Annotated in this window: 20 protein-coding genes and 1 tRNA gene; 12 read left to right on the top strand and 9 right to left on the bottom strand. The window is 63.0% G+C overall.

Going from position 1 to position 19,748, the window contains the following annotated elements:
- Positions 1-58: 58 nt before the first annotated feature.
- A complete protein-coding gene (locus tag AC1DSF_RS02855) occupies positions 59-697 on the top strand; it encodes a TetR family transcriptional regulator (protein WP_478125199.1) in 639 nt (212 codons plus the stop codon).
- 44 nt (positions 698-741) lie between these two features.
- Positions 742-816 (top strand) — tRNA-Arg (locus tag AC1DSF_RS02850).
- 255 nt (positions 817-1,071) lie between these two features.
- Here AC1DSF_RS02850 and AC1DSF_RS02845 read toward each other — a convergent pair.
- The 3 genes from AC1DSF_RS02845 to AC1DSF_RS02835 form a co-directional block, all read right to left on the bottom strand.
- Positions 1,072-2,337, bottom strand: a complete 1,266-nt coding sequence (locus tag AC1DSF_RS02845; protein ID WP_478182306.1) for an McrC family protein — start codon at positions 2,335-2,337, stop codon at positions 1,072-1,074.
- A 13-nt stretch (positions 2,338-2,350) separates the two neighbouring features.
- Positions 2,351-4,540, bottom strand: coding sequence for an MrcB family domain-containing protein (locus AC1DSF_RS02840; RefSeq protein ID WP_478182305.1), 2,190 nt, complete (start codon positions 4,538-4,540; stop codon positions 2,351-2,353).
- A gap of 296 nt (positions 4,541-4,836) precedes the next feature.
- Complete coding sequence (locus tag AC1DSF_RS02835) at positions 4,837-5,067, bottom strand: helix-turn-helix domain-containing protein (RefSeq protein WP_478182304.1); 231 nt, start codon at positions 5,065-5,067, stop codon at positions 4,837-4,839.
- Positions 5,068-5,230: 163 nt separating this feature from the next.
- Here AC1DSF_RS02835 and AC1DSF_RS02830 point away from each other — a divergent pair, with 163 nt between their 5' ends.
- Genes AC1DSF_RS02830 through AC1DSF_RS02815 form a run of 4 tightly spaced genes read left to right on the top strand, consistent with a single transcriptional unit; the run spans position 5,231 to position 7,952 of the window.
- The gene (locus tag AC1DSF_RS02830; protein ID WP_478182303.1) at positions 5,231-5,908 is read left to right on the top strand and encodes a Bug family tripartite tricarboxylate transporter substrate binding protein; all 678 of its coding nucleotides are present in this window, start codon (positions 5,231-5,233) and stop codon (positions 5,906-5,908) included.
- Between the two features lie 17 nt (positions 5,909-5,925).
- Positions 5,926-6,873 carry a pseudouridine-5'-phosphate glycosidase gene (locus tag AC1DSF_RS02825; RefSeq protein WP_478182324.1) on the top strand — a complete coding sequence of 316 codons (948 nt, stop codon included), beginning with the start codon at positions 5,926-5,928 and terminating at the stop codon, positions 6,871-6,873.
- 28 nt (positions 6,874-6,901) lie between these two features.
- Positions 6,902-7,174 carry a hypothetical protein gene (locus AC1DSF_RS02820; RefSeq protein ID WP_478125187.1) on the top strand — a complete coding sequence of 91 codons (273 nt, stop codon included), beginning with the start codon at positions 6,902-6,904 and terminating at the stop codon, positions 7,172-7,174.
- A 49-nt stretch (positions 7,175-7,223) separates the two neighbouring features.
- Positions 7,224-7,952: a glutathione S-transferase gene (locus AC1DSF_RS02815; protein ID WP_478182302.1), complete on the top strand. Its 729-nt coding sequence runs from the start codon at positions 7,224-7,226 to the stop codon at positions 7,950-7,952.
- A gap of 30 nt (positions 7,953-7,982) precedes the next feature.
- On the opposite strand, the gene rsmI is transcribed toward AC1DSF_RS02815, so the two are convergent.
- On the bottom strand, positions 7,983-8,918 hold the full coding sequence (rsmI, locus tag AC1DSF_RS02810; protein ID WP_478182301.1) for a 16S rRNA (cytidine(1402)-2'-O)-methyltransferase: 936 nt from the start codon (positions 8,916-8,918) through the stop codon (positions 7,983-7,985).
- On the opposite strand from rsmI, the gene AC1DSF_RS02805 reads away from it, so the two are divergent.
- Complete coding sequence (locus AC1DSF_RS02805) at positions 8,918-9,316, top strand: YraN family protein (protein WP_478182323.1); 399 nt, start codon at positions 8,918-8,920, stop codon at positions 9,314-9,316. The two genes, rsmI and AC1DSF_RS02805, sit on opposite strands and share 1 nt — an antisense overlap.
- A gap of 36 nt (positions 9,317-9,352) precedes the next feature.
- Complete coding sequence (locus AC1DSF_RS02800) at positions 9,353-9,988, top strand: SIS domain-containing protein (RefSeq protein ID WP_478182300.1); 636 nt, start codon at positions 9,353-9,355, stop codon at positions 9,986-9,988.
- A gap of 16 nt (positions 9,989-10,004) precedes the next feature.
- Here AC1DSF_RS02800 and AC1DSF_RS02795 read toward each other — a convergent pair whose 3' ends face one another.
- Positions 10,005-11,486, bottom strand: a complete 1,482-nt coding sequence (locus AC1DSF_RS02795) for a patatin-like phospholipase family protein (RefSeq protein ID WP_478182299.1) — start codon at positions 11,484-11,486, stop codon at positions 10,005-10,007.
- 314 nt (positions 11,487-11,800) lie between these two features.
- Here AC1DSF_RS02795 and AC1DSF_RS02790 point away from each other — a divergent pair, with 314 nt between their 5' ends.
- Positions 11,801-12,598 carry a BON domain-containing protein gene (locus AC1DSF_RS02790; protein ID WP_478182298.1) on the top strand — a complete coding sequence of 266 codons (798 nt, stop codon included), beginning with the start codon at positions 11,801-11,803 and terminating at the stop codon, positions 12,596-12,598.
- 3 nt (positions 12,599-12,601) lie between these two features.
- Here AC1DSF_RS02790 and AC1DSF_RS02785 read toward each other — a convergent pair whose 3' ends face one another.
- The 3 genes from AC1DSF_RS02785 to AC1DSF_RS02775 all read right to left on the bottom strand — a co-directional run bounded on the left by AC1DSF_RS02785 (position 12,602) and on the right by AC1DSF_RS02775 (position 16,082).
- Positions 12,602-13,522 carry an NAD(P)-dependent oxidoreductase gene (locus tag AC1DSF_RS02785; RefSeq protein ID WP_478182297.1) on the bottom strand — a complete coding sequence of 307 codons (921 nt, stop codon included), beginning with the start codon at positions 13,520-13,522 and terminating at the stop codon, positions 12,602-12,604.
- 130 nt (positions 13,523-13,652) lie between these two features.
- Complete coding sequence (locus AC1DSF_RS02780; RefSeq protein WP_478125180.1) at positions 13,653-14,789, bottom strand: PilT/PilU family type 4a pilus ATPase; 1,137 nt, start codon at positions 14,787-14,789, stop codon at positions 13,653-13,655.
- A gap of 249 nt (positions 14,790-15,038) precedes the next feature.
- The gene (locus AC1DSF_RS02775) at positions 15,039-16,082 is read right to left on the bottom strand and encodes a type IV pilus twitching motility protein PilT (protein ID WP_478125179.1); all 1,044 of its coding nucleotides are present in this window, start codon (positions 16,080-16,082) and stop codon (positions 15,039-15,041) included.
- Between the two features lie 38 nt (positions 16,083-16,120).
- On the opposite strand from AC1DSF_RS02775, the gene AC1DSF_RS02770 reads away from it, so the two are divergent.
- The gene (locus AC1DSF_RS02770; protein ID WP_478182296.1) at positions 16,121-16,807 is read left to right on the top strand and encodes a YggS family pyridoxal phosphate-dependent enzyme; all 687 of its coding nucleotides are present in this window, start codon (positions 16,121-16,123) and stop codon (positions 16,805-16,807) included.
- A gap of 31 nt (positions 16,808-16,838) precedes the next feature.
- On the opposite strand, the gene AC1DSF_RS02765 is transcribed toward AC1DSF_RS02770, so the two are convergent.
- Positions 16,839-17,753: a LysR family transcriptional regulator gene (locus tag AC1DSF_RS02765; protein ID WP_478182295.1), complete on the bottom strand. Its 915-nt coding sequence runs from the start codon at positions 17,751-17,753 to the stop codon at positions 16,839-16,841.
- Positions 17,754-17,865: 112 nt separating this feature from the next.
- Between AC1DSF_RS02765 and AC1DSF_RS02760 the strand changes: the two genes are divergently transcribed.
- Both AC1DSF_RS02760 and AC1DSF_RS02755 read left to right on the top strand, forming a co-directional pair.
- Entirely contained in the window at positions 17,866-19,233 is a 1,368-nt protein-coding gene (locus tag AC1DSF_RS02760; RefSeq protein WP_478182294.1) for an MFS transporter, read from the top strand.
- A 10-nt stretch (positions 19,234-19,243) separates the two neighbouring features.
- A complete protein-coding gene (locus tag AC1DSF_RS02755) occupies positions 19,244-19,747 on the top strand; it encodes a GAF domain-containing protein (RefSeq protein ID WP_478125175.1) in 504 nt (167 codons plus the stop codon).
- The last annotated feature ends 1 nt before the right edge of the window (position 19,748 follow it).

Raw genomic sequence — 19,748 nt, 5'->3', positions numbered from 1 at the left:
TCATGCATGTATAGTGACGGCTTGCGCAGCGCAGCAGATTCTATAAAAAGGGGACAAGGTGGCTCGTCGTACCAAGGAAGAAGCACAGGAGACCAGGCATCGCTTGCTCGATGCGGCCGAAGTGCTCTTTCAGGCGCAGGGCGTATCGCAGACCTCCCTGCAGCAGATTGCCCAACACGCCGGCGCCACGCGCGGCGCGATCTACTGGCACTTCAAGGACAAGGCCGATCTCTTCAACGCGATGATGGATCGCATCACGCTGCCGCTGGAGGCCGCCGCGCAGAAAGTGGCCGGCGGCCCCGACGCCGACCCCGTTGACGATGTCGAAAGCATGATGGTCGAGGCCCTGAAGCAAATGACCTCCGACCCGCAGGTGCGGCGCGTGTTCGAGGTCGCGACACACAAAGTCGAATACACGCACGACATGGAATCGGTGCACCAGCGGCACCTGGAAGCACGCAACGCCTGCGTGGTTGATTTTGAGAAGGCGTTGCTCGGCGGCGCCCGGCGCGCCCGCATCCGGATGCCGATCCCCGCGGCGGCGGCGGCGCAGGGGCTGCACGCGCTGATCAGCGGACTCATCCAGGACTGGCTGCTGGACCCGGAGGCCTTCGATCTCGTGTCCACGGGGCGGCGAACCTTCCGTGTCTATCTTTCAGGCCTGGGCTTTGTGCGGCCGTTGGCGAGCGCTGGCTGATAGGCGATAATACGAGGCTCCTGACACGCTCGGGAGACACCCATCTCGCTGTATTTCAACGGATAGAATTCGGCCCTCCGAAGGCTGAGATCCAGGTTCGATTCCTGGCGGCGGGACCAATTCAAAGGCCGGAAGCTTCTACAAGCTTCCGGCCTTTTTTGTTTTCCCTCTGTAGATGCCCAATCTGTCGTGCGATCGGGTCATCGCCCGAAGCGGAAGCCCCTTCGGCGGCCGAGTGATCGGCGTTGCCGATGCATGAGATGAGCCATCGTTTGCTAGGCACGCGAGATGATAAGAAGACTTCCGTTCGAGTAAAGGAGCTTGCATCGGGCCGATCGACGACGCGGTCCGCTTCGCCGCCTCCGAGCTAGACGCTACGGAGTCACGCCAGCAAGCTGATAACCAGGCCGTATGGGGGCGGGACAGTTGATCGCTGACCACCAGCGCTGAAGCTCCACCTGGAGCATCCGTTCGGACTTCGCGGGCGAAACGTCCGCGTCTGCGCACCAAGCTACGGGTTGAACATGGACTTCACCCACTTGGACACGCTGGGGGATCTTGCTCGTAGCGTGCCCAGAGAAACCGAGCAGAACCGAATGGGTGGTTCTGAAAGCAGCGGCAAAGGCCACAGCTTGGTAGAGGTCGTTGCGTCTCCAGTCGGGTCCAAGAGTTCGGTACTTGATGTCGCCTACTGCGCAACCTTCGTTGAAGACCAGATCAGGATTCATCGTCAACCCAGTTTTCGAGATTGGTGTCGATTGCTGGTTGACCGAAACACCAGGCATGGCGCGCGAGACGATATTGCGAAGACCTTCCTCAATCAGTTCAGGTGTGCGAATGAGAAACGCGATTCCTGATTGGACGCCTAGCCGCAGGGACACGCCCAGGCTACGGAGGATGAGGCTCGCGAGCGAGACCGCAGACTTGTAGGCGCCTGACATGCGGTCTACGTGCACGAGGAGATCGGCAGGGCGCATCGCCGTGCATCGGAATCTAAAGGAGGCGCGTCGGGCGCGGGCGCGTGTGCTGTGTCGCAAAGTTTGGTTGCTCGCCAACCGTTGGCACGCTGCCTTGAGAACTCTGTTGAGTGGCGCATCCTCTGAAAGTTCTTCGAATATGCAATGCGCGACCGGTTGCCCCTGCATGATGGCCACCGTCGTTTCGAGTGCCTTGAGGTGCCCTCGAACTGCTGGCAGTTCATCGTCGAACGCGAGATAGTCTGGACGCAACCCTCGTCTTATCAACCCTTCGACATCCTCTAGAAACCAAAGTGCGAGAACCTCGGCAAAACTTGCATCGGCTTCGACCCTGACCTCTGAGCTGTTTGTCCGCGGAGAAAGAGTGGCAAGCTCGGCCAAATAGAGGAAGTGTGGCTCGGGGATTTTCGGGGTGACCTCGAGTTGAGCATCGGGAAGGCGGATGACGCCAACCATGTTCATGACCGTGACCCAGTAGGTTTCAGGGCCCGCAGGGGTGAGCTGAATTACGGAGCGGGGGAGCGCTTCGTCGTTCTCCTCCTTAGCGCCCCACCAAGTCGACGCCGAGGCGAACTGTTGCCCCAAGCTGCCGAGTGAGGCCGCGTCCTGTGCGCTGAGGACGAGCTCGGTAGGGCGTGACTCAACGATCTTCAGGGCCCGCATGGTGTTGCTTTAGCTAGTCGACCCAGAAGCGATCTAGCTGGAACTGCCCTAAAACGTCCGGCTGATCAAAAAAGTACTCCTCGATGAGTGGGAAGATCCGCCGCTGCCAGGTGTTTTGAAGCGTCTCCCCGCTCCAGTTCGATCGCATAAAGAACGCGTGACCGATAGTGTGATGGCGGTCGAGGTGTTGGGTTAGTGCTTGGTTCAACGCGACAAAGCCACGAACAAGGCTGCGTGCGTCGAAGCCGGCGTTGACCGTGCGGTGGTAGCGTTCCAGTATTTCCGGGTCTGGCCCAAGCTCGAAAACTTCGAAACGACGACGCAGAGCGATGTCGATGGATCGAATGCTGCGATCCGCGGTGTTCATCGTCCCGACAAAACGAAGATTGCTGGGAAGCGCGAACTCGCTGGAGTACTGCAGTTGAACTGTCTGATCGCGGTACTCGAATGCGAACATGAGCTCCCCCAGGACGCGGGGCAGATTGGCCCGGTTGACCTCGTCCATGACGATGACGTAGTCAACGTCCTTTCGATCGGCGAGATTCTTTTTGCGCATGTCTGCTACGGTCGCCAGGACTAGCCCGTCCACGCGCTGGAACTGAATGCCTCCGTTGCTTTGAACGGGGCGAAGACCTTCCATGAATGACTCGTAGCTGTAGCTAGGGTGAAACTGAACGAAGCGCACAAACTCGGGTTGATTGGCGGCGAGGTGCTGCGCGAGCTCACGAGCGAGCCACGTCTTGCTGGTGCCCGGCGGACCTGCGAGCAGTATTTGGGGTGAGTTCCCGAGCAGAGCGTCTTGCATTTCACGAAGCAGTTCGAGACGTAGTCCTGTCCGCTCTGCGAGCACCGAAAGATCCTGTCGACGCGGAAGCGCCAGATCGGGCGCGACTGGGGCGCGGGACATCGGCGGTTCGTCTTCGATAACGTAGCCGAAGGAGTTCTGATTGAGGACGCTGTCTGCTGTCGAGAGTCCGACCGCGGGCTCGAGATCGTCCACAGAGCGGGGAGGAGCCAGTCTTTCGATGGAGCCTATGCGGAACCAGGTCTTGAAGATGTCGCTTTGCTTATCTCCGGCGCGCTTTTTGCCGCGCATGTGTGGATCCGTGAATTCGGGCCAGGGTGACTCGATGCCGACGTTTCCGTTGCTGGTGCTGATCTCGTCGACCCTCAATCGCGCGGCGAGGCGTCTATTGCCGGCGTAGGCATACAAGTTAAATGGGGGGCTTAGTCGATCGAGCGCGGCCTCTTTGATAGGAAAGCTCCACCAACAGGCCCAACTGCCATTGCTGTCGATCGTCTCTCGCACTTTGGCGAGGTCCTGATCGACCTCTCTCCATGTCCCGATCAGCGAGAGCGGGCGGTCATCCTTGGCGACACCTTGCTGGCGGACCCGGTCCGTGACGATAGGCTCGTATTTGTCGAGGAGAACCAGGAGGTCGTTTTGAAGCTCTCCGTCCGAGGGGACTGCGTCTGCGGCGTAGTATTTGGAGGCGATGCTCGAGGCTTCGTAGAGTCGAGCCAGGCGAGCGGTGGATCCGAGGTCCGACTCCCCTGTCAGGTCCCAGCCTTGGTCGGCGAGTTCGGACAGGCCTGGACGCAGCTGTTGCGCACGTTCAGAGAGCACCTCGAAGGCGGATCTTTCGCCAAATTCGTCCTCAACCTCCGTTACCCCCTGCGCTAGTTTGAGGTAGACCCCCTGACCGCCGTCACGGAAGAGGTACACCACATAAGTCCCCCTTTGCGTTGACTTAGTCTCACGCGTGTCGAGGATCGAGATCCAAGGGATGGTGGCCCAGTTCCCCTTACCGTAGGAAGCGATGACTTGCAGATTGGGGTTGGCGGTGGCTCTTACCCACCCCTGAAGAATCTCGCGGGCACGCTTGAAGAGCTCTCTGGCCTCGGTGTTTCCCTTGAATTCTTGCGTGCTACGCAGCGTCGGGTAGCGGGCCATGATGTCCGCGAGCACAGCACGCAACCCCGCGTCACGGATGCGCCTGATTGCGAAGCCGCGGTCGCTGAGGTACTTGTTGGTCTCTTGGCCGCCCGAAAAGCTGTTGACGGACGTCCCAGTGGCGAGGGAGACGATCTTCTTGGGAGGGTAGAGCCGATCGTTGGACTCGACCGCCCACAGCTGTGCTTCGTTGCTTTGCCAGTCTTTGTACTCGTCGGTATCCCTGAGCTCCGCATCAAAGGTCTGCATGGCTCGGGTTATGGCTTGTACATCGACTGGGGCAATCGGCATCGCATCTCTCCAGACACATTCTTTTGCAAATGTACTTTAAGCGTTGCTTGATGCGAGAGGGCGGGCGCACGCTTGATGTGGCTGGAGGGGCCTTAGAACTATCCGCGAAGTTTTAGAGTGATCGTAGAGTGCGAACCGATCGCTATCGCCTAAGCCACCGGCTTCTGACATCACCACGTCACCACGAGAGCCGCCTTTCATTGCACACGGCAGCTTGTGCTTGAGCGGAACTCTGTCCGAGCGACAGGCACAGCCTACAAGAGCTGATTCACTAGCGCAGCTGGCGAGACGCCAAGCGCCTTGCACACGTCAATGAACTCGACCACGTCGAGTTGCCGCTCACCGTTCTCATATTTGGACACAAAAGACTGCGGCCGCTTCAGGCGATCCGCCACCTGCGACTGAGTCAACCCTGCTTCACTGCGCGCCTGCGCGAGCAGTAGCCGAAGCTTTGAATAGGGATTAGGTCGCAGTCCACGTGGCACGCGGGGGAAGCTACATCCCGTTTTGGAATATCCCGTTTCAGGATAATATGTTGCGAAGCGGAGGGCCTCGGATGCAATACGAGTCTCGTCAACTCGCGCATCTACGTGCCTGAATGTGTGGCTCTTCGCGGCAGTTCTTACAACCGCGTTTCAGGGAGACAGCATGCACCATCTGCTCAGGCAGTTCACTTCCGACATCACGGACTCGGACTGGCAAACCGTCGAGCTCGCCAATGCGGCTTACCCGACAAGACCCATCCGCATCGTCCTCGGCTCATCGCGCAACAGCGCCATCGAAACCATCGCGAAGGTCTTCGCCAGCAGGCTCGGAGTCGAACTAGGGCAGCCTGTAATGATCGACAGCAGACCCGACATGGGCGGCACGCTCGCCCTCGCCGCAGTGGGGCGTTCAGCGCCGGACGGCCACACGCTGCTGATGACCAGCACCACGACGATGTCGATTGCGCCGCACCTTTACAACAAGATCGAGCACGACCCGCGCGACGACTTCGTGCCGGTGGCGATGGTCAGCCTGTTGCCATGCGGGGTGGCGGTAAATTCGTTCATGCCCGCGACAGACCTCCAAAGTCACATCGAGTGGCTGAAGAACAGCGGCGGCAAGGTCGACGGCATCTACGCACCCCCTGGTACGTCCGGCGCGATCGTCGACAAGCAGGCCGATGCGATCAAGCGCGCGATCCACACGGCCGACGTGCGGGCGCAATTGGCAAAGCAGGGGGTCGACCTCGTGCTCCTCACTGGGCCCGCCGTCCGTGCCTTCCTCGACCAGGAAGATGACAGCCGACTTGCGGCTTGCAGTAGCTCTCCCCGCCGACTTTGATCATGATGGCGGGCATGGTGACTACCGACCTCGCCCGCTCCTGGCTGACCTTCAGCGCCCCCGTAGCCGCAGCGCGCGCCGCCGGCCGCCCCATCGTCGCGCTCGAATCAACCATCATCGCCCACGGCATGCCGTACCCGGAAAACGTCCGCACGGCACGCGAAGTCGAAGCCCTGATCCGCGCTCTAGGCGCCGAGCCCGCAACAATCGCAGTGATCGACGGCCGCACCCGCATTGGCCTCTCCGACGAAGAACTCGAACTCCTCGGCCGCTCCAAAGAAGCCCAGAAAGTCAGCCGCCGAGACCTCCCAGCCGTCCTTGCCAGCGGCGGACTCGGCGCCACCACGGTAGCCGGCACGATGATCTGCGCGGCCCTGGCCGGCATCGAAGTCTTCGTCACCGGCGGCATCGGCGGTGTGCATCGCGGCGCATCGGAGAGTTTCGACATCTCCGCCGACCTGCAAGAGCTGGCGCGAACCTCGGTGGCCGTTGTCTGCGCGGGCGCGAAGTCCATCCTCGACATCGGCCTCACGCTCGAATACCTGGAAACCCACGGCGTGCCGCTGCTCAGCTGCGAGCAGGACAACTTCGCGGCCTTCTACACGCGCGACAGCGGCTTTCGTGCCGACTACAAGCTCGACGACGCCGAAGCGCAAGCCCGTTTCATCCGTACGAAGTGGAATCTCGGCCTCGCAGGCGGCGTGGTGCTCAGCACGCCAGTGCCGCAAGCGTCTGCGATGCCCCGCGAGGAGATCGACGCCCTGACGGAGCAGGCGCTCGAAGAGGCGAAGGCGCAGAACATCACGGGCAAGGCGGTGACGCCTTTCCTGCTGGCGCGCATCAAGGCGCTGACGGGCGGTCGCAGCCTTGCCACCAACATCGCGCTCGTGAAGCACAACGCCCAAGTGGGTGCGAGGCTGGCGCTGGCGTTGTCGGCTCTGCCGGTCGCTAACATGCCCTCCTGACGATCAACCCACAGGGAGCACAAGCCGCATGACCAACGAGAACGAGAGCAACCGAAGAGCCGAGCTGAAAAAGATGACGCTCTGCGCATCCTGCGCGGGCATCCAGCGCAACTGGCGCCGCGCGCCCGGACACGCTGAACTCGTGCAATCGTCCAGCCGCAAAGCCGAGCGCAGCGACCCGGACGGCGGCAGCCACACGGTCACGCTCACCAGCTACCGCTGCGACGCTTGCGGCACGCGTTGGGAATACGAGAACGACAAGACGAACCAGCAGGCGGGCTGGTCGGTGGTCGGGCAATAGGCTCGTTCGGCCGCTCGGCGACCGCTTCTTTCGCGGAGGCTCCATTTCCATGACTTACCAACTCCACTATTGGCCTTCGATTCAGGGCCGCGGCGAATTCGTACGTCTGGCACTGGAAGCGGCCGGCGCTCCGTATGTCGACGTCGCGCGCGAGCCTTCGTCCAAAGGCGGCGGCGAAGCCGCGTTGATGCGCAAGCTCAACGACCCTGGCAATCCGCATCCATCCTTCGCGCCGCCCTTTCTGATCGACGGCGATGTTGTCGTCGGCCAAACGGCCGCGATCCTGCTCTACCTTGGCCCGAAGCTGGGGCTGTCCGGCGCAAGCGAAGCCGACGCGCTCTGGACGCATCAACTGCAACTCACCATCGCCGACGCGGTGGCGGAGGCCCACGACACGCATCATCCGCTCTCTACCGGCCTCTACTTCGAAGACCAGCGCGATGCGGCAGTGGCGCGCTCAGAAGCATTCCGCGACGAGCGCATTCCGAAGTTCCTCGGCTGGTTCGAAAAGATCCTGCAGCGCAATCCATCAGGCGACCTGCATCTGGTCGGCGATTCGCTGACTTACGCGGACCTGTCGCTGTTTCAGCTGGTGGCTGGACTTCGCTATGCGTTTCCCAAGGCGACGGCGAGGGCCATGACCAAGACTCCCGGCGTCGCGAAACTGCATGCCAACGTGGCGCGTCGGCAGCGCGTGCATGAATACCTCCAGAGCCCGCGCAGGATTCCCTTCAACGAGGACGGCATCTTCCGGGCGTATCCCGAGCTGGATGGCTGACTCGGGCGATTGGCGACTGGCGAGCGGCGCTCAGTCGTCTTGCGCCTCGCGCATCCGCAGTCCGGCTTCATAGAGCGCATTGCGCGGAGCGCCGCTGATTTCAGCGGCCAGGCGCACAGCACTCTTCAACGGCAGTTCGGCCAGCAGCAAGCGCAGCACGCGCTCGCCTTCCGCGCCATCGTCAACCGCGGCAGGTTTCGGATGCAGCACCAACGCAAATTCCCCGCGTGTTCGATCGCGGCTCTCCGCGAACCAGCCGGGCAGCGCGTCGGCGGCGAGCGTGGCGATCTCCTCGAACTGCTTCGTCAATTCGCGCCCGACGGTCACGCGCCGTTCACCCAGCGTCGCGAGCGAACGCGCCAGCGCCTCGATGCGGTGGGGTGCTTCGAGCAGCACCACGCTCCGCGGCTCATTGGCAAGCTCAAGCACCGCAGCATCGCGCTCGCCAGCTTTGCTCGGCAGAAAGCCCGCAAAAACAAATGCGCTGGCCTGATCACCGTCCCCAACCAAACCCGCCGCGCCGACGAGGGTTGTCACGCTGCTCGCGCCTGGCAACGGAAGCACACGGTGGCCGGCGTCACGCACGGCCGCTACCAGCCGCGCCCCAGGATCGCTGACGCCCGGTGTACCGGCATCGCTGACATAGGCGATGCGCTCACCATTTGCGAGCCGCGCAATGACGGACTGCGCGGCCTCGGCCTCATTGTGCTGGTGCACGGCCATCAAGCCCGCGGACGGCCGGTCGATGCCATAGGCACGCAGCAGGCTCTGGGTATGCCGCGTGTCCTCGCATGCCACGGCATCGACGATCTGCAGCACGTGCAGTGCGCGAAGGGTGATGTCGGCGAGGTTGCCGATCGGCGTGGCGACCACGTAGAGCGTTGCCTGCGGATAATGCTGCGCGCCCGCGGCATCGCTTGCGGCTTGCAGAGCGGTGCCAAACGAAGCGGGGGCGAATGAGTTCAATGGGTTTTCTCCAGAACAAGACAACAGGGACGTCGTCCAGCGTGACGACCAAGCAGCGCGGCGATGCGGCCGAGGACACCGCGCTCGAGCATCTCGAAGCAGCAGGCCTGCGCCTGGTCGTGCGCAATTATCGAACGCCCGGGCGCGGCGGTGGCGAGATCGACTTGATCATGCGAGATCCGCGTGACGGCACTCTGGTGTTCGTCGAAGTCCGACGGCGCACCGCTGCAACGCACGGAGGTGCTGGCGGAAGCATCACGGGCGTGAAGCAGCGGCGCATTGTCTTTGCGGCTCGTCACTACATCAGCGGCCTTCGGGCGCTGCCGCCTTGCCGATTCGACGTTGTCCTGATCGAGGAGGAAATCGAGTGGATCCAGGGCGCCTTCGACGCAGCTTGACACGGGGACACTCACGCGCAGTTATCATGCCGCCCCATGCTTGAGCAACGGATCCAGCAGCATTTCATCGACAGCGCCGACCTGAAGTACCAGGCGGGCCCTCTCCTCGGTAAACCAGTTTCCCAGGCCATGCAGGCTCTGCTTGCGTGCGTCACCAGCGGCGGCAAGATTCTCGCGTGCGGTGCGGGTGTTTCGAGCTTTCTCGCGGCGCAGTTCGCAGCGCAGTTCGTCGGCCGCTTCGAGCGCGAGCGCCCCGAGTTGGCTGCGATCGCCTTCACCTGCGACGCCACCGACCCCGCCGCCGACACGGTCGATGCGCCCGACGCAGACCGCTACGCGCGGCAGGTCCGTGCGCTGGGGCAAGCCGGCGACGTGCTTCTCGTCCTGAGCGCGAGCGGCCAGTCGGCTTCGGTGCTCGCCGCGGTCGAAGCCGCCCATGCGCGGGACATGACGGTCGTCGCGCTTCTCGGCAACGCCGCCAACTCCGGCGGTGGCCCAGGTGGCGCCGTCGGCCGGGCGCTGCGCGAAACGGACGTGCAAATCTGCGTCCCGCACGAGCGCGCCGCGCGCATCCACGAAATCCATCTGCTCGTCCTGCATTGCCTGTGCGACGGCGTGGACGCGCAACTGCTCGGCGATCAGGACAGCGATTCGTCCCTGCTGTCTCCCTGACCCGCGCTGTTTCTCGCTACTGCTGCGAAGCCGCGCTTCCCTTCGGACCCGGCTTGCTTTCGTCGATGTTTTTCAGCACCTGCTGAAAGGTCGGCGACTCGCGCAGCAGCCGCGCGCCAAGGTCGCGCAAGCGGTCGACGGCTTCCGGGGGCAGGACAAAGGTCGTCGGGAGATTCATGAAATAGCTGCGCTCTTGTGGGTTTTCGATCGAATCGAAGCTCACGTCGACGGAGTCGAAGCTCAGTTTCGGCACGGCGGCTTCAGCCTGCGCCTTCGACATGCCGTCCAGTCGGCGCTCGGCGATCTCGAGCTCGCGTTTGTCGGCCCAGCGCTGTGCGATGTCTTTCAGCAGTTCGACGGACTCGTAGGAGAAGTGGTCAATCGGCACGCTCGACGACTGGAACACCTGCGAGATGATGCCGGGCGCGTTCGGGTAGCGATCCCAATCGGTGTCCGGTGCCGAGCGCGAATTGACGACCACCACGACGATGCGGCGGATTTCCTTGAATCCGATTTCACGCTGGTACGCGGGGCTGGTTTCGACCTCTTCGAGTGCTTCGAGGAGTCCGCGCAGGCCCAGGTTGTCCGAGACACCGCCGTCGACCACATGAAGGTAAGGGCGGTTCGTGCTGTTCTCATAGTTTTGAATGTCGCGATAGCGCAGCAACGCGCGGCCAGCGGGGCGAGTCGGTCCGGCCGGGTTGGTCACATCCTTCACCCATGCCGGCATGACGGCGTTGCAATTGCCGCCGTAGTTGTAGTAGGTGACTGGCGACAAGACCGCCGGCACTGCGGAAGAGGTAGCCGCGGCGCGCGCGAGGCGAACCTTGCCGAGATCGGAGCAAAGGAGGTCGAATTGCTCCTGTGAGAAACCGAAGCGCGCGCCGGTCGAGAGATCGGTGCCAGTCACGGCCGTCGCCGGCGTGGGCTTGTCGATCAGGTCCGCAAAGGTTGCGCCGTTGAAGAGGATCTCGTCGTAGTAATCGGCCGCCAATTCCGATCGGCCGTAGAGCCCGCTGCCGAGCGAAAACCAGTTGGCCGGATTCAACGCGCGCCGCGTGAGCGTGCCCTGCACGTCGCGCTTGAGGAACCGTGGCTCGTATTCGGTAAAGAGCCGATCGCCGTAGAGCGCATACGCAAGCGCCGTGAAGCTGCCGCCCGAGACGCCGGCAATGGCATCCACCTCCGAAAGAAGATTGATGGTTTTGCCTTTGACGACGACGTTCGTGCGCTTGAGTTCTTCGAGCACGCCGTACGAGAAGGCCGCGGCGCGCGTGCCGCCTCCGGAGAAGGTGAGCAGGAACAGGGTGTCTGCGTCGGCCTTGAGGCCATGCGTGCGCTTGAGCAGCTGGCTCATTCGGTAGCCGCCGTTCACGTCGACCTGGTCGATCGGCGGATTGACGGGCGCGAGCGCGTTGCACCCGGACAGAACCAGCGTTGCCAACGCGCCGCAGAGCTTGCCGGCAAGCCATGCTTGCGATCCAGTGAACGGATTCAAACGATGCATCCTTTCTCGCTCGCAACAACTGCGCCGCCAAGCCAACAGCCGAGCGCAAATTGTAGGGACGTCGGCCCATCGCGCGTGCAATTGTCGGACGATGACACGCGGTAACCGGGCCGCAAATGCGCTGGGCTAAACTCGCCGCGATCAGAAAAAGAGAGCGGGCGAAAGCCTGGCCGGCACACGCCCGACCAGAACTTTTCGGCACCGGTCAACTCATCAGGCAAGACGACAAACGGGGGTCTGCAAATGGCATCCGCAGTCGTATAGCGCCCGACAACTTCAATACCCAGCATCGGAAGGTCCAACTCATGACGAAGACATCCCCTCAACGCATCGCGATCGCACTGGCCGCAAGCGCCGTCTTGTTGGCCGGTCTGTCCGCATGCGTGCCGCTGGCGGTCGGGGGTGCGGCCGCGGTCGGTGCGGGGATGGTGGCGACGGACCGCCGCAGCTCAGGCGCGCAGGTGGACGATCAGGCGATCGAGCTGCGCGGCGCCGCACGCATCCGCGAAATCGCCAATGACCAGATGTATGTGACCATCACCAGCTTCAATCGCCAGGTGCTGCTCACGGGCTCCGTCGGCACTGACGCCGACCGCCGCAAGGCCGAGGATGTGGTGCGCCGGGTCGACAACGTGCGCTCGGTCGTCAATGAACTCACGGTCGGGCCATCGAGCTCCTTCCAGGAGCGCTCCAACGACACCTTCATCACGGGCAAGGTCAAGGCTTCGCTGCTCGACCAGAAGGACATCTTCGGAAACTCGTTCAAGGTCGTGACCGAGCGCGGCACGGTCTACCTGATGGGCATCGCCACCCGCCGCGAGACAGACCGCGCCACCGAAGTCGTGCGCGGCGTCTCGGGCGTACAGAAGGTGGTTCGGATCGTGGAGATCATCAGCGACGCCGAACTGGCGAACATGCAGTCGCAGCAGTTGGTGCCGGGTGGAACAGGATCGGCACCGGCTTCGTCAGCCCCAGGTTCTTCGGCACCGGCCTCGCGTTCGAACGTCCCGCTGCCGCCGATGGAGCCTCTGCCGGCATCGCCCTCATCAGCCCCATCGTCGCAGCCGCCTGCCAGCGGCGTGACGACGTCGCCCATCCGCTGAAGGCTACTTGAGCCTGGTGATCAGGCTTGAAGTGTCCCAGCGACGGCCTCCGGCCTGTTGCACGTCGGCGTAGAACTGGTCGACCAGCGCGGTCACCGGCAGCCGCGCACCATTGCGCTTGGCCTCGTCGAGAACCAGTCCGAGGTCCTTGCGCATCCAATCCACCGCAAAGCCGAAGTCGAACTTGCCTTCGATCATGGTCTTGCCGCGGTTGTCCATTTGCCAGCTCTGCGCGGCGCCCTTGCCGATAACGGCCAGCACCTCGTTCATGTCCAGACCGGCGCGTTGTCCGAAGGCCACCGCTTCGGACAAGCCTTGCACCAGCCCGGCGATGGCGATCTGATTGACCATCTTCGCGAGCTGTCCGGCACMGCTTTCGCCCAGCAGGGCGACCGAACGCGCGAAGGCCGAAATCACCGGCCTGACGCGATCGAAGGTGGCCGAGTCGCCGCCGCACATCACGGTCAGCACGCCGTTCTGCGCGCCGGCCTGGCCGCCGGAAACGGGCGCATCGATGAACTGCAGCCCGCGTTCGGTCGCCGCCTTCGAGAGTTCGCGTGCGACATCGGCCGAAGCGGTGGTGTGGTCGACAAAAACCGCGCCTTTGGCCATGCCGGCAAACGCGCCGTTTTCACCAAGCACGACCGACCGCAGGTCGTCGTCGTTGCCGACGCAGCAAAACACAATGTCCGCATCGGACGCGGCGCCGCGCGGCGTTGCCGCGTGGGCCAGCGTGCCTTTGGCTTGCGGCTTCAGTTCTTCCTGCCAGGCAATGGATTTCGCGTCGTTCCGGTTGTAGACCGTGACGCTGTGCCCCGCCAGCGCAAGGTGGCCGGCCATGGGATAGCCCATCACGCCCAGGCCGAGAAAGGCGACCTTTTGCGAGGGGATGGTGTCGTAGGTTTTGGGGTTGAGACTGCTCATGCCCCAAGCTTAGCGCGAGCGTGGGCCGAGCAACAGGAACGCCGCGGAACCGGCTTTGCTGGGCCGCTGGCGTTGCCCCCGGTAGGGGGTTAGCGAAGCGACACGAAGTGCGCGCAGCTTGGGGGCGAGCTTAGACAATCGCGAAGTGCTCAGTCCCAGCCGACAGGTCGGTCGTGCGAGCACGCTGGCTGTTCAGCTTGATCTGCAAGCGCAGGTCATTCGCCGAATCGGCGTTCCGGATCGCATCCTCGAAGCTGATCGCGTTCCCCTCGAACAGATCGAACAGCGCCTGGTCGAAGGTCTGCATGCCGAGGTTGCGGCTCTTCTTCATGATTTCCTTGATCTCGCCCACTTCGCCCTTGAAGATCATGTCGGAAATCAGCGGCGTGTTCAGCAGCACTTCGACGGCGGCGATGCGGCCATGGCCGTCTTCGGTCGGAATCAGCCGCTGCGAGACCAGCGAACGCAGGTTCAGCGACAGATCCATCAGCAACTGCGCCCGACGTTCTTCGGGGAAGAAGTTGATGATGCGGTCCAGCGCTTGGTTGGCGCTGTTGGCGTGCAGCGTTGCCATGCAAAGGTGGCCGGTCTCGGCGAAGGCGACCGCATGTTCCATGGTTTCACGGTCGCGGATTTCGCCCATCAGGATCACGTCCGGCGCTTGGCGCAGAGTGTTCTTCAGCGCGGCTTCCCAACTGTCGGTGTCGATGCCGACCTCGCGTTGCGTGACGACGCAATTCTTGTGCGGATGCACGAACTCGACCGGGTCCTCCACGGTCACGATGTGGCCGAACGAGTTCTCGTTGCGCCAGTCGATCATCGCGGCGAGCGTGGTCGACTTGCCCGAACCCGTCGCCCCGACCAGGATGCACAAGCCCCGCTTGCTCATCGAAACGTCCTTGAGCACCTGCGGCATTCCCAGTCCGTCGATGGTCGGCAACTTGGCGGGGATGGTCCGCAGCACCATGCCGACCTTGCCCTGCTGCACGAAAGCATTGACGCGGAAGCGTCCGACGCCCGTCGGCGAAATCGCGAAGTTGCACTCCTTGGTGCGCTCGAATTCCGCCGTCTGCCGGTCGTTCATGATGGAACGCGTGAGCGCCAGCGTGTGTTGCGCCCCAAGCGCCTGCTGCGAAACCTTGGTGACCTTGCCGTCGACCTTGATCGCCGGCGGAAATTCCGCCGTGATGAACAGGTCGCTGCCGTTTCGGCTCACCATGAGCTTCAGCAGGTCGTTGATGAACTGGCTGGCTTGATCGCGTTCCATCTGAGAACTCCTAGTGCAGTCGTGAGGGCCGCGTTTGTGCCCCATCATTCCAGAAATACCGCGGAACCGGCTTCGCCGGGCCGCTGGTATTGCCCCCGGCGAGGGGGTAGGCGAAGCGACACGCAGTGCGCAAGCCTGGGGGCGAGCAACAGGAATACCGCGGAACCGGCTTCGCCGGGCCGCTGGTATTGCCCCCGGCGAGGGGGTGGGCGGCTACACGAAGTGAGCCAACCTGGGGGAGTGCCATATTCACCCGGGGAAATTCTCTGGGATCTTGGCTTTCCCGCGCGCTTCGGCGGAGGAAATGACACTGCGGCGCACGAGGTCCGTAAGGTTTTGGTCCAGCGTCTGCATGCCTTGGCCACTGCCGGTCTGAATCGACGAATACATCTGTGCCACCTTGCCTTCGCGGATCAGGTTTCGGATAGCAGGCGTGCCGAGCATGATCTCGTGCGCCGCCACGCGGCCCTGGCCGTCCTTGGTCTTGCAGAGTGTTTGCGACACGACAGCCTGCAGCGACTCCGACAACATCGCGCGGATCATTTCCTTTTCTTCGCCCGGGAAGACGTCGATGATCCGGTCGATGGTCTTTGCGGCCGACGAGGTGTGCAGCGTGCCGAACACCAGGTGGCCCGTTTCGGCCGCCGTCATCGCAAGGCGGATGGTCTCGAGGTCGCGCATTTCGCCCACGAGAATCGCGTCCGGATCTTCGCGCAGGGCGGAGCGCAGTGCATTTGCGAAGGAGAGCGTCATCGGCCCGACTTCGCGCTGGTTGATCAGGCACTTCTTGGATTCATGCACGAACTCGATCGGGTCTTCCACGGTGAGGATGTGGCCGTACTCGGTTTCGTTGAGGTAGTTGATCATCGCGGCCAGCGTCGTCGATTTGCCCGAACCGGTGGGGCCGGTCACGAGCACGAGGCCACGCGGCTTGAGCGCGAGGTCGCCGAAGATCTTGGGTGCGTTGAGTTGCTCCAGCGTCAGGATCTTCGACGGAATCGTCCGAAACACCGCCGCCGCGCCGCGCGACTGGTTGAATGCGTTCACGCGGAAGCGAGCGAGGCCATCGATCTCGAAGGAGAAGTCGACCTCGAGGAATTCTTCGTAGTGCTTGCGGTGCGTGTCGCTCATGATGTCGTACACCATGGCATGCACCGCCTTGTGGTCGAGCGCGTCGACGTTGATGCGCCGCACATCGCCGTGCACGCGGATCATGGGCGGCAGGCCGGCCGACAGATGCAAGTCGGAGGCCTTGTTCTTGACGCTGAAGGCCAGCAGTTGGGTGATGTCCACGAAGCTCCTCGGTGACGTTTTGATACGCTTTGACGATTATGACGATGATTAGCGGCAACCTCCAGCAAGTTCGGGCGCGGATTGTGACTGCGTGCACGGCGGTCGGACGCGATCCGGCGAGCGTGCACTTGCTTGCCGTCTCCAAGACTTTCCCGCCCGAAGCCGTGCGCGAGGCTTACGCGCTCGGTCAGACGGCCTTCGGCGAAAACTACGTTCAGGAAGGCGTTGCCAAGATCCAGGATCTGCAAGACCTGCGCGACAGGCTGCAATGGCATTGCATCGGGCCTCTGCAGAGCAACAAGACACGCGTCGTTGCCGAGCATTTCGATTGGGTGCACAGCATCGACCGCTTGAAGATCGCCGAGCGCCTGTCGGAGCAACGTCCTGCGCACCTGCCGCCGCTGCAAGTGTGCTTGCAGGTCAACGTGGATGCGGGCGCCAACAAGTCGGGCGTGCCGCTCGAAGAAGCACTGCCGCTGGCGCGCGCTGTGGCGGCGCTGCCACATTTGCGGCTCCGCGGGATCATGGCGATCCCGGAGCCGGCGCCTGATTTCGAGGCGCAGCGCGAGCTGTTTCTCCGCGCAGCCGGCGTTTTCGTCCAGATTCGCAAGGAAGGGATCGCGCTCGACACGCTGTCCCTCGGCATGTCCGCCGATCTCGAAGCCGCTGTTGCAGCGGGCAGCACGATGGTGCGAGTGGGCACGGCGATTTTCGGCCAGCGGTAGCCCGGCGGCTGGTCCGCGCTTGGTCTGCGGCCTATTCGAACAAGCCGAGCAACACGCCCTTCACCCATTGGTGGAGTGCGGAGGTTTCATGGCGCTGATGCCAGAACAATTCGACGATGCGCGCTGGCGCTTCGAGCGGTACGGGCACTTGCCGCAGGCCTGCCATGCGCGGCGGATCGAGGCCTTTGGAGTGCGGCAGCACGGCGATCAGGTCCGATCGGCGGACGACGTCGAATGCGGTCGCATAGTGGTTCACCGTCGCGACCAGATTGCGCTCCAGGCCGCGGCTGCGCAAAAACACGTCATAAGTAGGCTGCGTCTTGCCTATCAGGCTGACATCGATGTGTCGCGCGGCGAGAAATTTCTTCAGCGGAATCTTGTCGGCGCGTCCAAGCGGATGGCCGGTACGCATCACGCAGACGAAGCCGGGCGACCACAGTGCCCGCGACTTCAGGAACGCCGGTCGCTGCACTTCATCTGCGTAGACGCTGATGGCGAAGTCGGCGTGGTTGTTGGCGAGCACCGGTCCCAGGTCCACCAGCGTGTTGGGGATGGTGTGGATCTGCATCGAAGGCGCTGCCTCGCTCAATCGGCTGGTCAGCCTCGGCACCACGATGCTTGCCACGTAGTCGGACATGGCGATGCTGAGACTCGCGCTGCTGCGCAGCGCGTCGAAGCTGCCGACTTCCAGGGTGCCGCGGATTGTCTGCAGGGACTGTGCGAGCGGTTCCCACAAGTCGATCGCCCGCCGCGTCGGCTTGATGCCCGCGCCGCTGCGCACGAACAGGCGATCGTCGTAGGTATCGCGCAAGCGCCGCAGTGCGTTGCTGACGGTGGGCTGCGTCAGTGAAAGCTTTTGCGCCGCGCGCGTGACGTTGCCCTCGGTCATCAGCGCCTCGAAGACTTTCAGGAGATTGAGGTCGGCGCTGCGGTAGGTCGAGGTCATAAGGTTCGCGCGGCGAAACCATTCAGAAGAGGAATAAACACCATAGTAACTATAAATTTGTCGGCATAAAACGCCCGACCTACGATGCGGCGAAGAGACAAGGGGTTCACACATGACGGTACTTTCCGCGCGCATCGAACGGCTGCCGTTCTCCGGCTTTCATCGGCGGTTGCTTCTCGTGGGCGGCCTCGGCTACAGCTTCGATGCGATGGATGCCGCCGTCATCGCTTTCGTGCTGCCCGTGTTGCGAACGGCCTGGTCGCTGAGCAGCGTGCAGATCGGTGTTCTCGCCAGCGCGAACTTCATCGGTTTCTTCTTCGGGGCACTCGCCGCGGGCTCGCTGGGCGACTTGATCGGCCGACGCAAGGTGATGATGACGGCCCTCGCGATCTACTGCGTGGCGTCGCTCTTCAGTGCGATGGTCAATGACTGGAGCCAGTTCCTGGTGCTGCGCGTCATTGCGGGATTCGGCACCGGGGCTGAAAGCGTGATCATCGCCCCCTACCTGTCGGAATTCGTGGCGCGGCGCTACCGGGGAGCTTTCACCGGTGCGTTGGCCGGATTCTTTTCCTTCGGATTCGTGGCCGCGGCGGTGCTCGGCTACCTCATCGTGCCCGCCTACGCTGAAGGTTGGCGCATCGTGATCTGCATCACCGCGACGCCGGTCCTGATGCTGCTGTGGTGGCGACGTGTTCTCCCCGAGTCGCCGCGCTGGCTCGAAAGCCAGGGCCGCGTGGTCGAGGCTGGCGAGATCATGGACGCGGTCGAGGCCGACGTCGAGCGGCGCGGGCATGCGCTTCCCCCGCTCGATCCGCAGGACGTCGCGGCCCCGCCGCCCAGTGCGCACCGGGGCAGCCTGTGGAGAAACTATGCGACTTTGCTGTCCCGCAAACTCTTGCGGATCACGAGCATGACTTGGCTCATGTGGCTGTCGATCACCTTCAGCTACTACTCCTTCTTCACCTGGATTCCGAGCTTGCTGGTTCAGAACGGAATGACGATCACGAGAAGCTTCGGCTATTCGCTGGTGATGTACATCGCGCAGGTCCCGGGCTACTTTTCCGCCGCTTGGCTCAATGACCGGATCGGGCGACAGGCCACCATCGTCAGCTACATGCTGCTAGGCGGGCTCGCCGCCTTGGGACTCGCGTTTACACACAGCGATGCGCAGATCATGGCGGCCGGTGTGTTGCTCTCCTTCTTCATGAACGGCACCTATGCGGGGGTGTATGCCTACACGCCCGAGGTATTCCCGACGCAGGTGCGTGCAACCGGTGCCGGACTGGCATCGGCGATCGGGCGCATCGGCGGGATCACGGCGCCGATTCTGGTCGGCTTCATCTACCCGACGCTGGGGTTCGGAGGCGTCTTCGGGATGACGACCGCTGTGCTTTTGCTGGGCTCGGCGGCGGTCATGATCATGGGCGTACCGACGCGCGGCCGGTCGCTGGAAGACATCGCGGCTGCGGAACTGTCTTGAGGGGCGAGCGATGCCATTCGAAATCCAACAACTTCTGTCGGCGGTCGCCGAGGCCCACAACGACATGCGCCAGCCGCAGGCCACTTTCGAGGCCATCGAAGCGGCATCGGCCAAGGCGATCGGGCATCGTCTCTTCACGATCCTGGTCCACCACCGCGCCGAACGCGAGTCCGAGCGCATCTACAGCAACATGCCGGACGCCTATCCCGTGCAGGGCCGAAAGCCCGTCACCGATTCGCCATGGATGCAGCAGGTCATGGTGCGCGGCCTGCCGTACATCGGCCGCAACGCCGACGACATCCGCGACGTGTTCTTCGATCATGAGCTGATACTTTCGCTGGGCTGCCGCAGCGTGTTGAACGTCCCACTGCGCTGGCGCGGCCAGACGCTGGGCACCTTGAATCTGCTGCACGAGGAGAACTGGTATCAGGTTCGCCACATCGAAGTGGCCACGGTGCTGGCGCAGTTGGCGCTCCCGGCCGTCATGGCGCAACATCTTCCGGATTCCTTTTGAG

The organism is Variovorax sp. 01N429 (genome assembly GCF_056399425.1).
The sequence above is the reverse complement of the archived record's forward strand: the minus strand, read 5'-3'. Positions and strand labels throughout refer to the sequence as shown.

What these genes read in the sequence shown, in the direction of transcription:
- AC1DSF_RS02815 (WP_478182302.1), top strand. Translation starts at nt 7,224, where the DNA reads ATGACTTACCAACTCCACTATTGGCCTTCGATTCAGGGCCGCGGCGAA.
- AC1DSF_RS02780 (WP_478125180.1), bottom strand. Translation starts at nt 14,789, where the DNA reads ATGGAACGCGATCAAGCCAGCCAGTTCATCAACGACCTGCTGAAGCTC.
- AC1DSF_RS02770 (WP_478182296.1), top strand. Translation starts at nt 16,121, where the DNA reads ATGACGATGATTAGCGGCAACCTCCAGCAAGTTCGGGCGCGGATTGTG.
- AC1DSF_RS02820 (WP_478125187.1), top strand. Translation starts at nt 6,902, where the DNA reads ATGACCAACGAGAACGAGAGCAACCGAAGAGCCGAGCTGAAAAAGATG.
- AC1DSF_RS02845 (WP_478182306.1), bottom strand. Translation starts at nt 2,337, where the DNA reads ATGCGGGCCCTGAAGATCGTTGAGTCACGCCCTACCGAGCTCGTCCTC.
- AC1DSF_RS02755 (WP_478125175.1), top strand. Translation starts at nt 19,244, where the DNA reads ATGCCATTCGAAATCCAACAACTTCTGTCGGCGGTCGCCGAGGCCCAC.
- AC1DSF_RS02800 (WP_478182300.1), top strand. Translation starts at nt 9,353, where the DNA reads ATGCTTGAGCAACGGATCCAGCAGCATTTCATCGACAGCGCCGACCTG.
- AC1DSF_RS02805 (WP_478182323.1), top strand. Translation starts at nt 8,918, where the DNA reads ATGGGTTTTCTCCAGAACAAGACAACAGGGACGTCGTCCAGCGTGACG.
- AC1DSF_RS02760 (WP_478182294.1), top strand. Translation starts at nt 17,866, where the DNA reads ATGACGGTACTTTCCGCGCGCATCGAACGGCTGCCGTTCTCCGGCTTT.
- AC1DSF_RS02840 (WP_478182305.1), bottom strand. Translation starts at nt 4,540, where the DNA reads ATGCAGACCTTTGATGCGGAGCTCAGGGATACCGACGAGTACAAAGAC.
- AC1DSF_RS02830 (WP_478182303.1), top strand. Translation starts at nt 5,231, where the DNA reads ATGCACCATCTGCTCAGGCAGTTCACTTCCGACATCACGGACTCGGAC.
- AC1DSF_RS02765 (WP_478182295.1), bottom strand. Translation starts at nt 17,753, where the DNA reads ATGACCTCGACCTACCGCAGCGCCGACCTCAATCTCCTGAAAGTCTTC.
- AC1DSF_RS02790 (WP_478182298.1), top strand. Translation starts at nt 11,801, where the DNA reads ATGACGAAGACATCCCCTCAACGCATCGCGATCGCACTGGCCGCAAGC.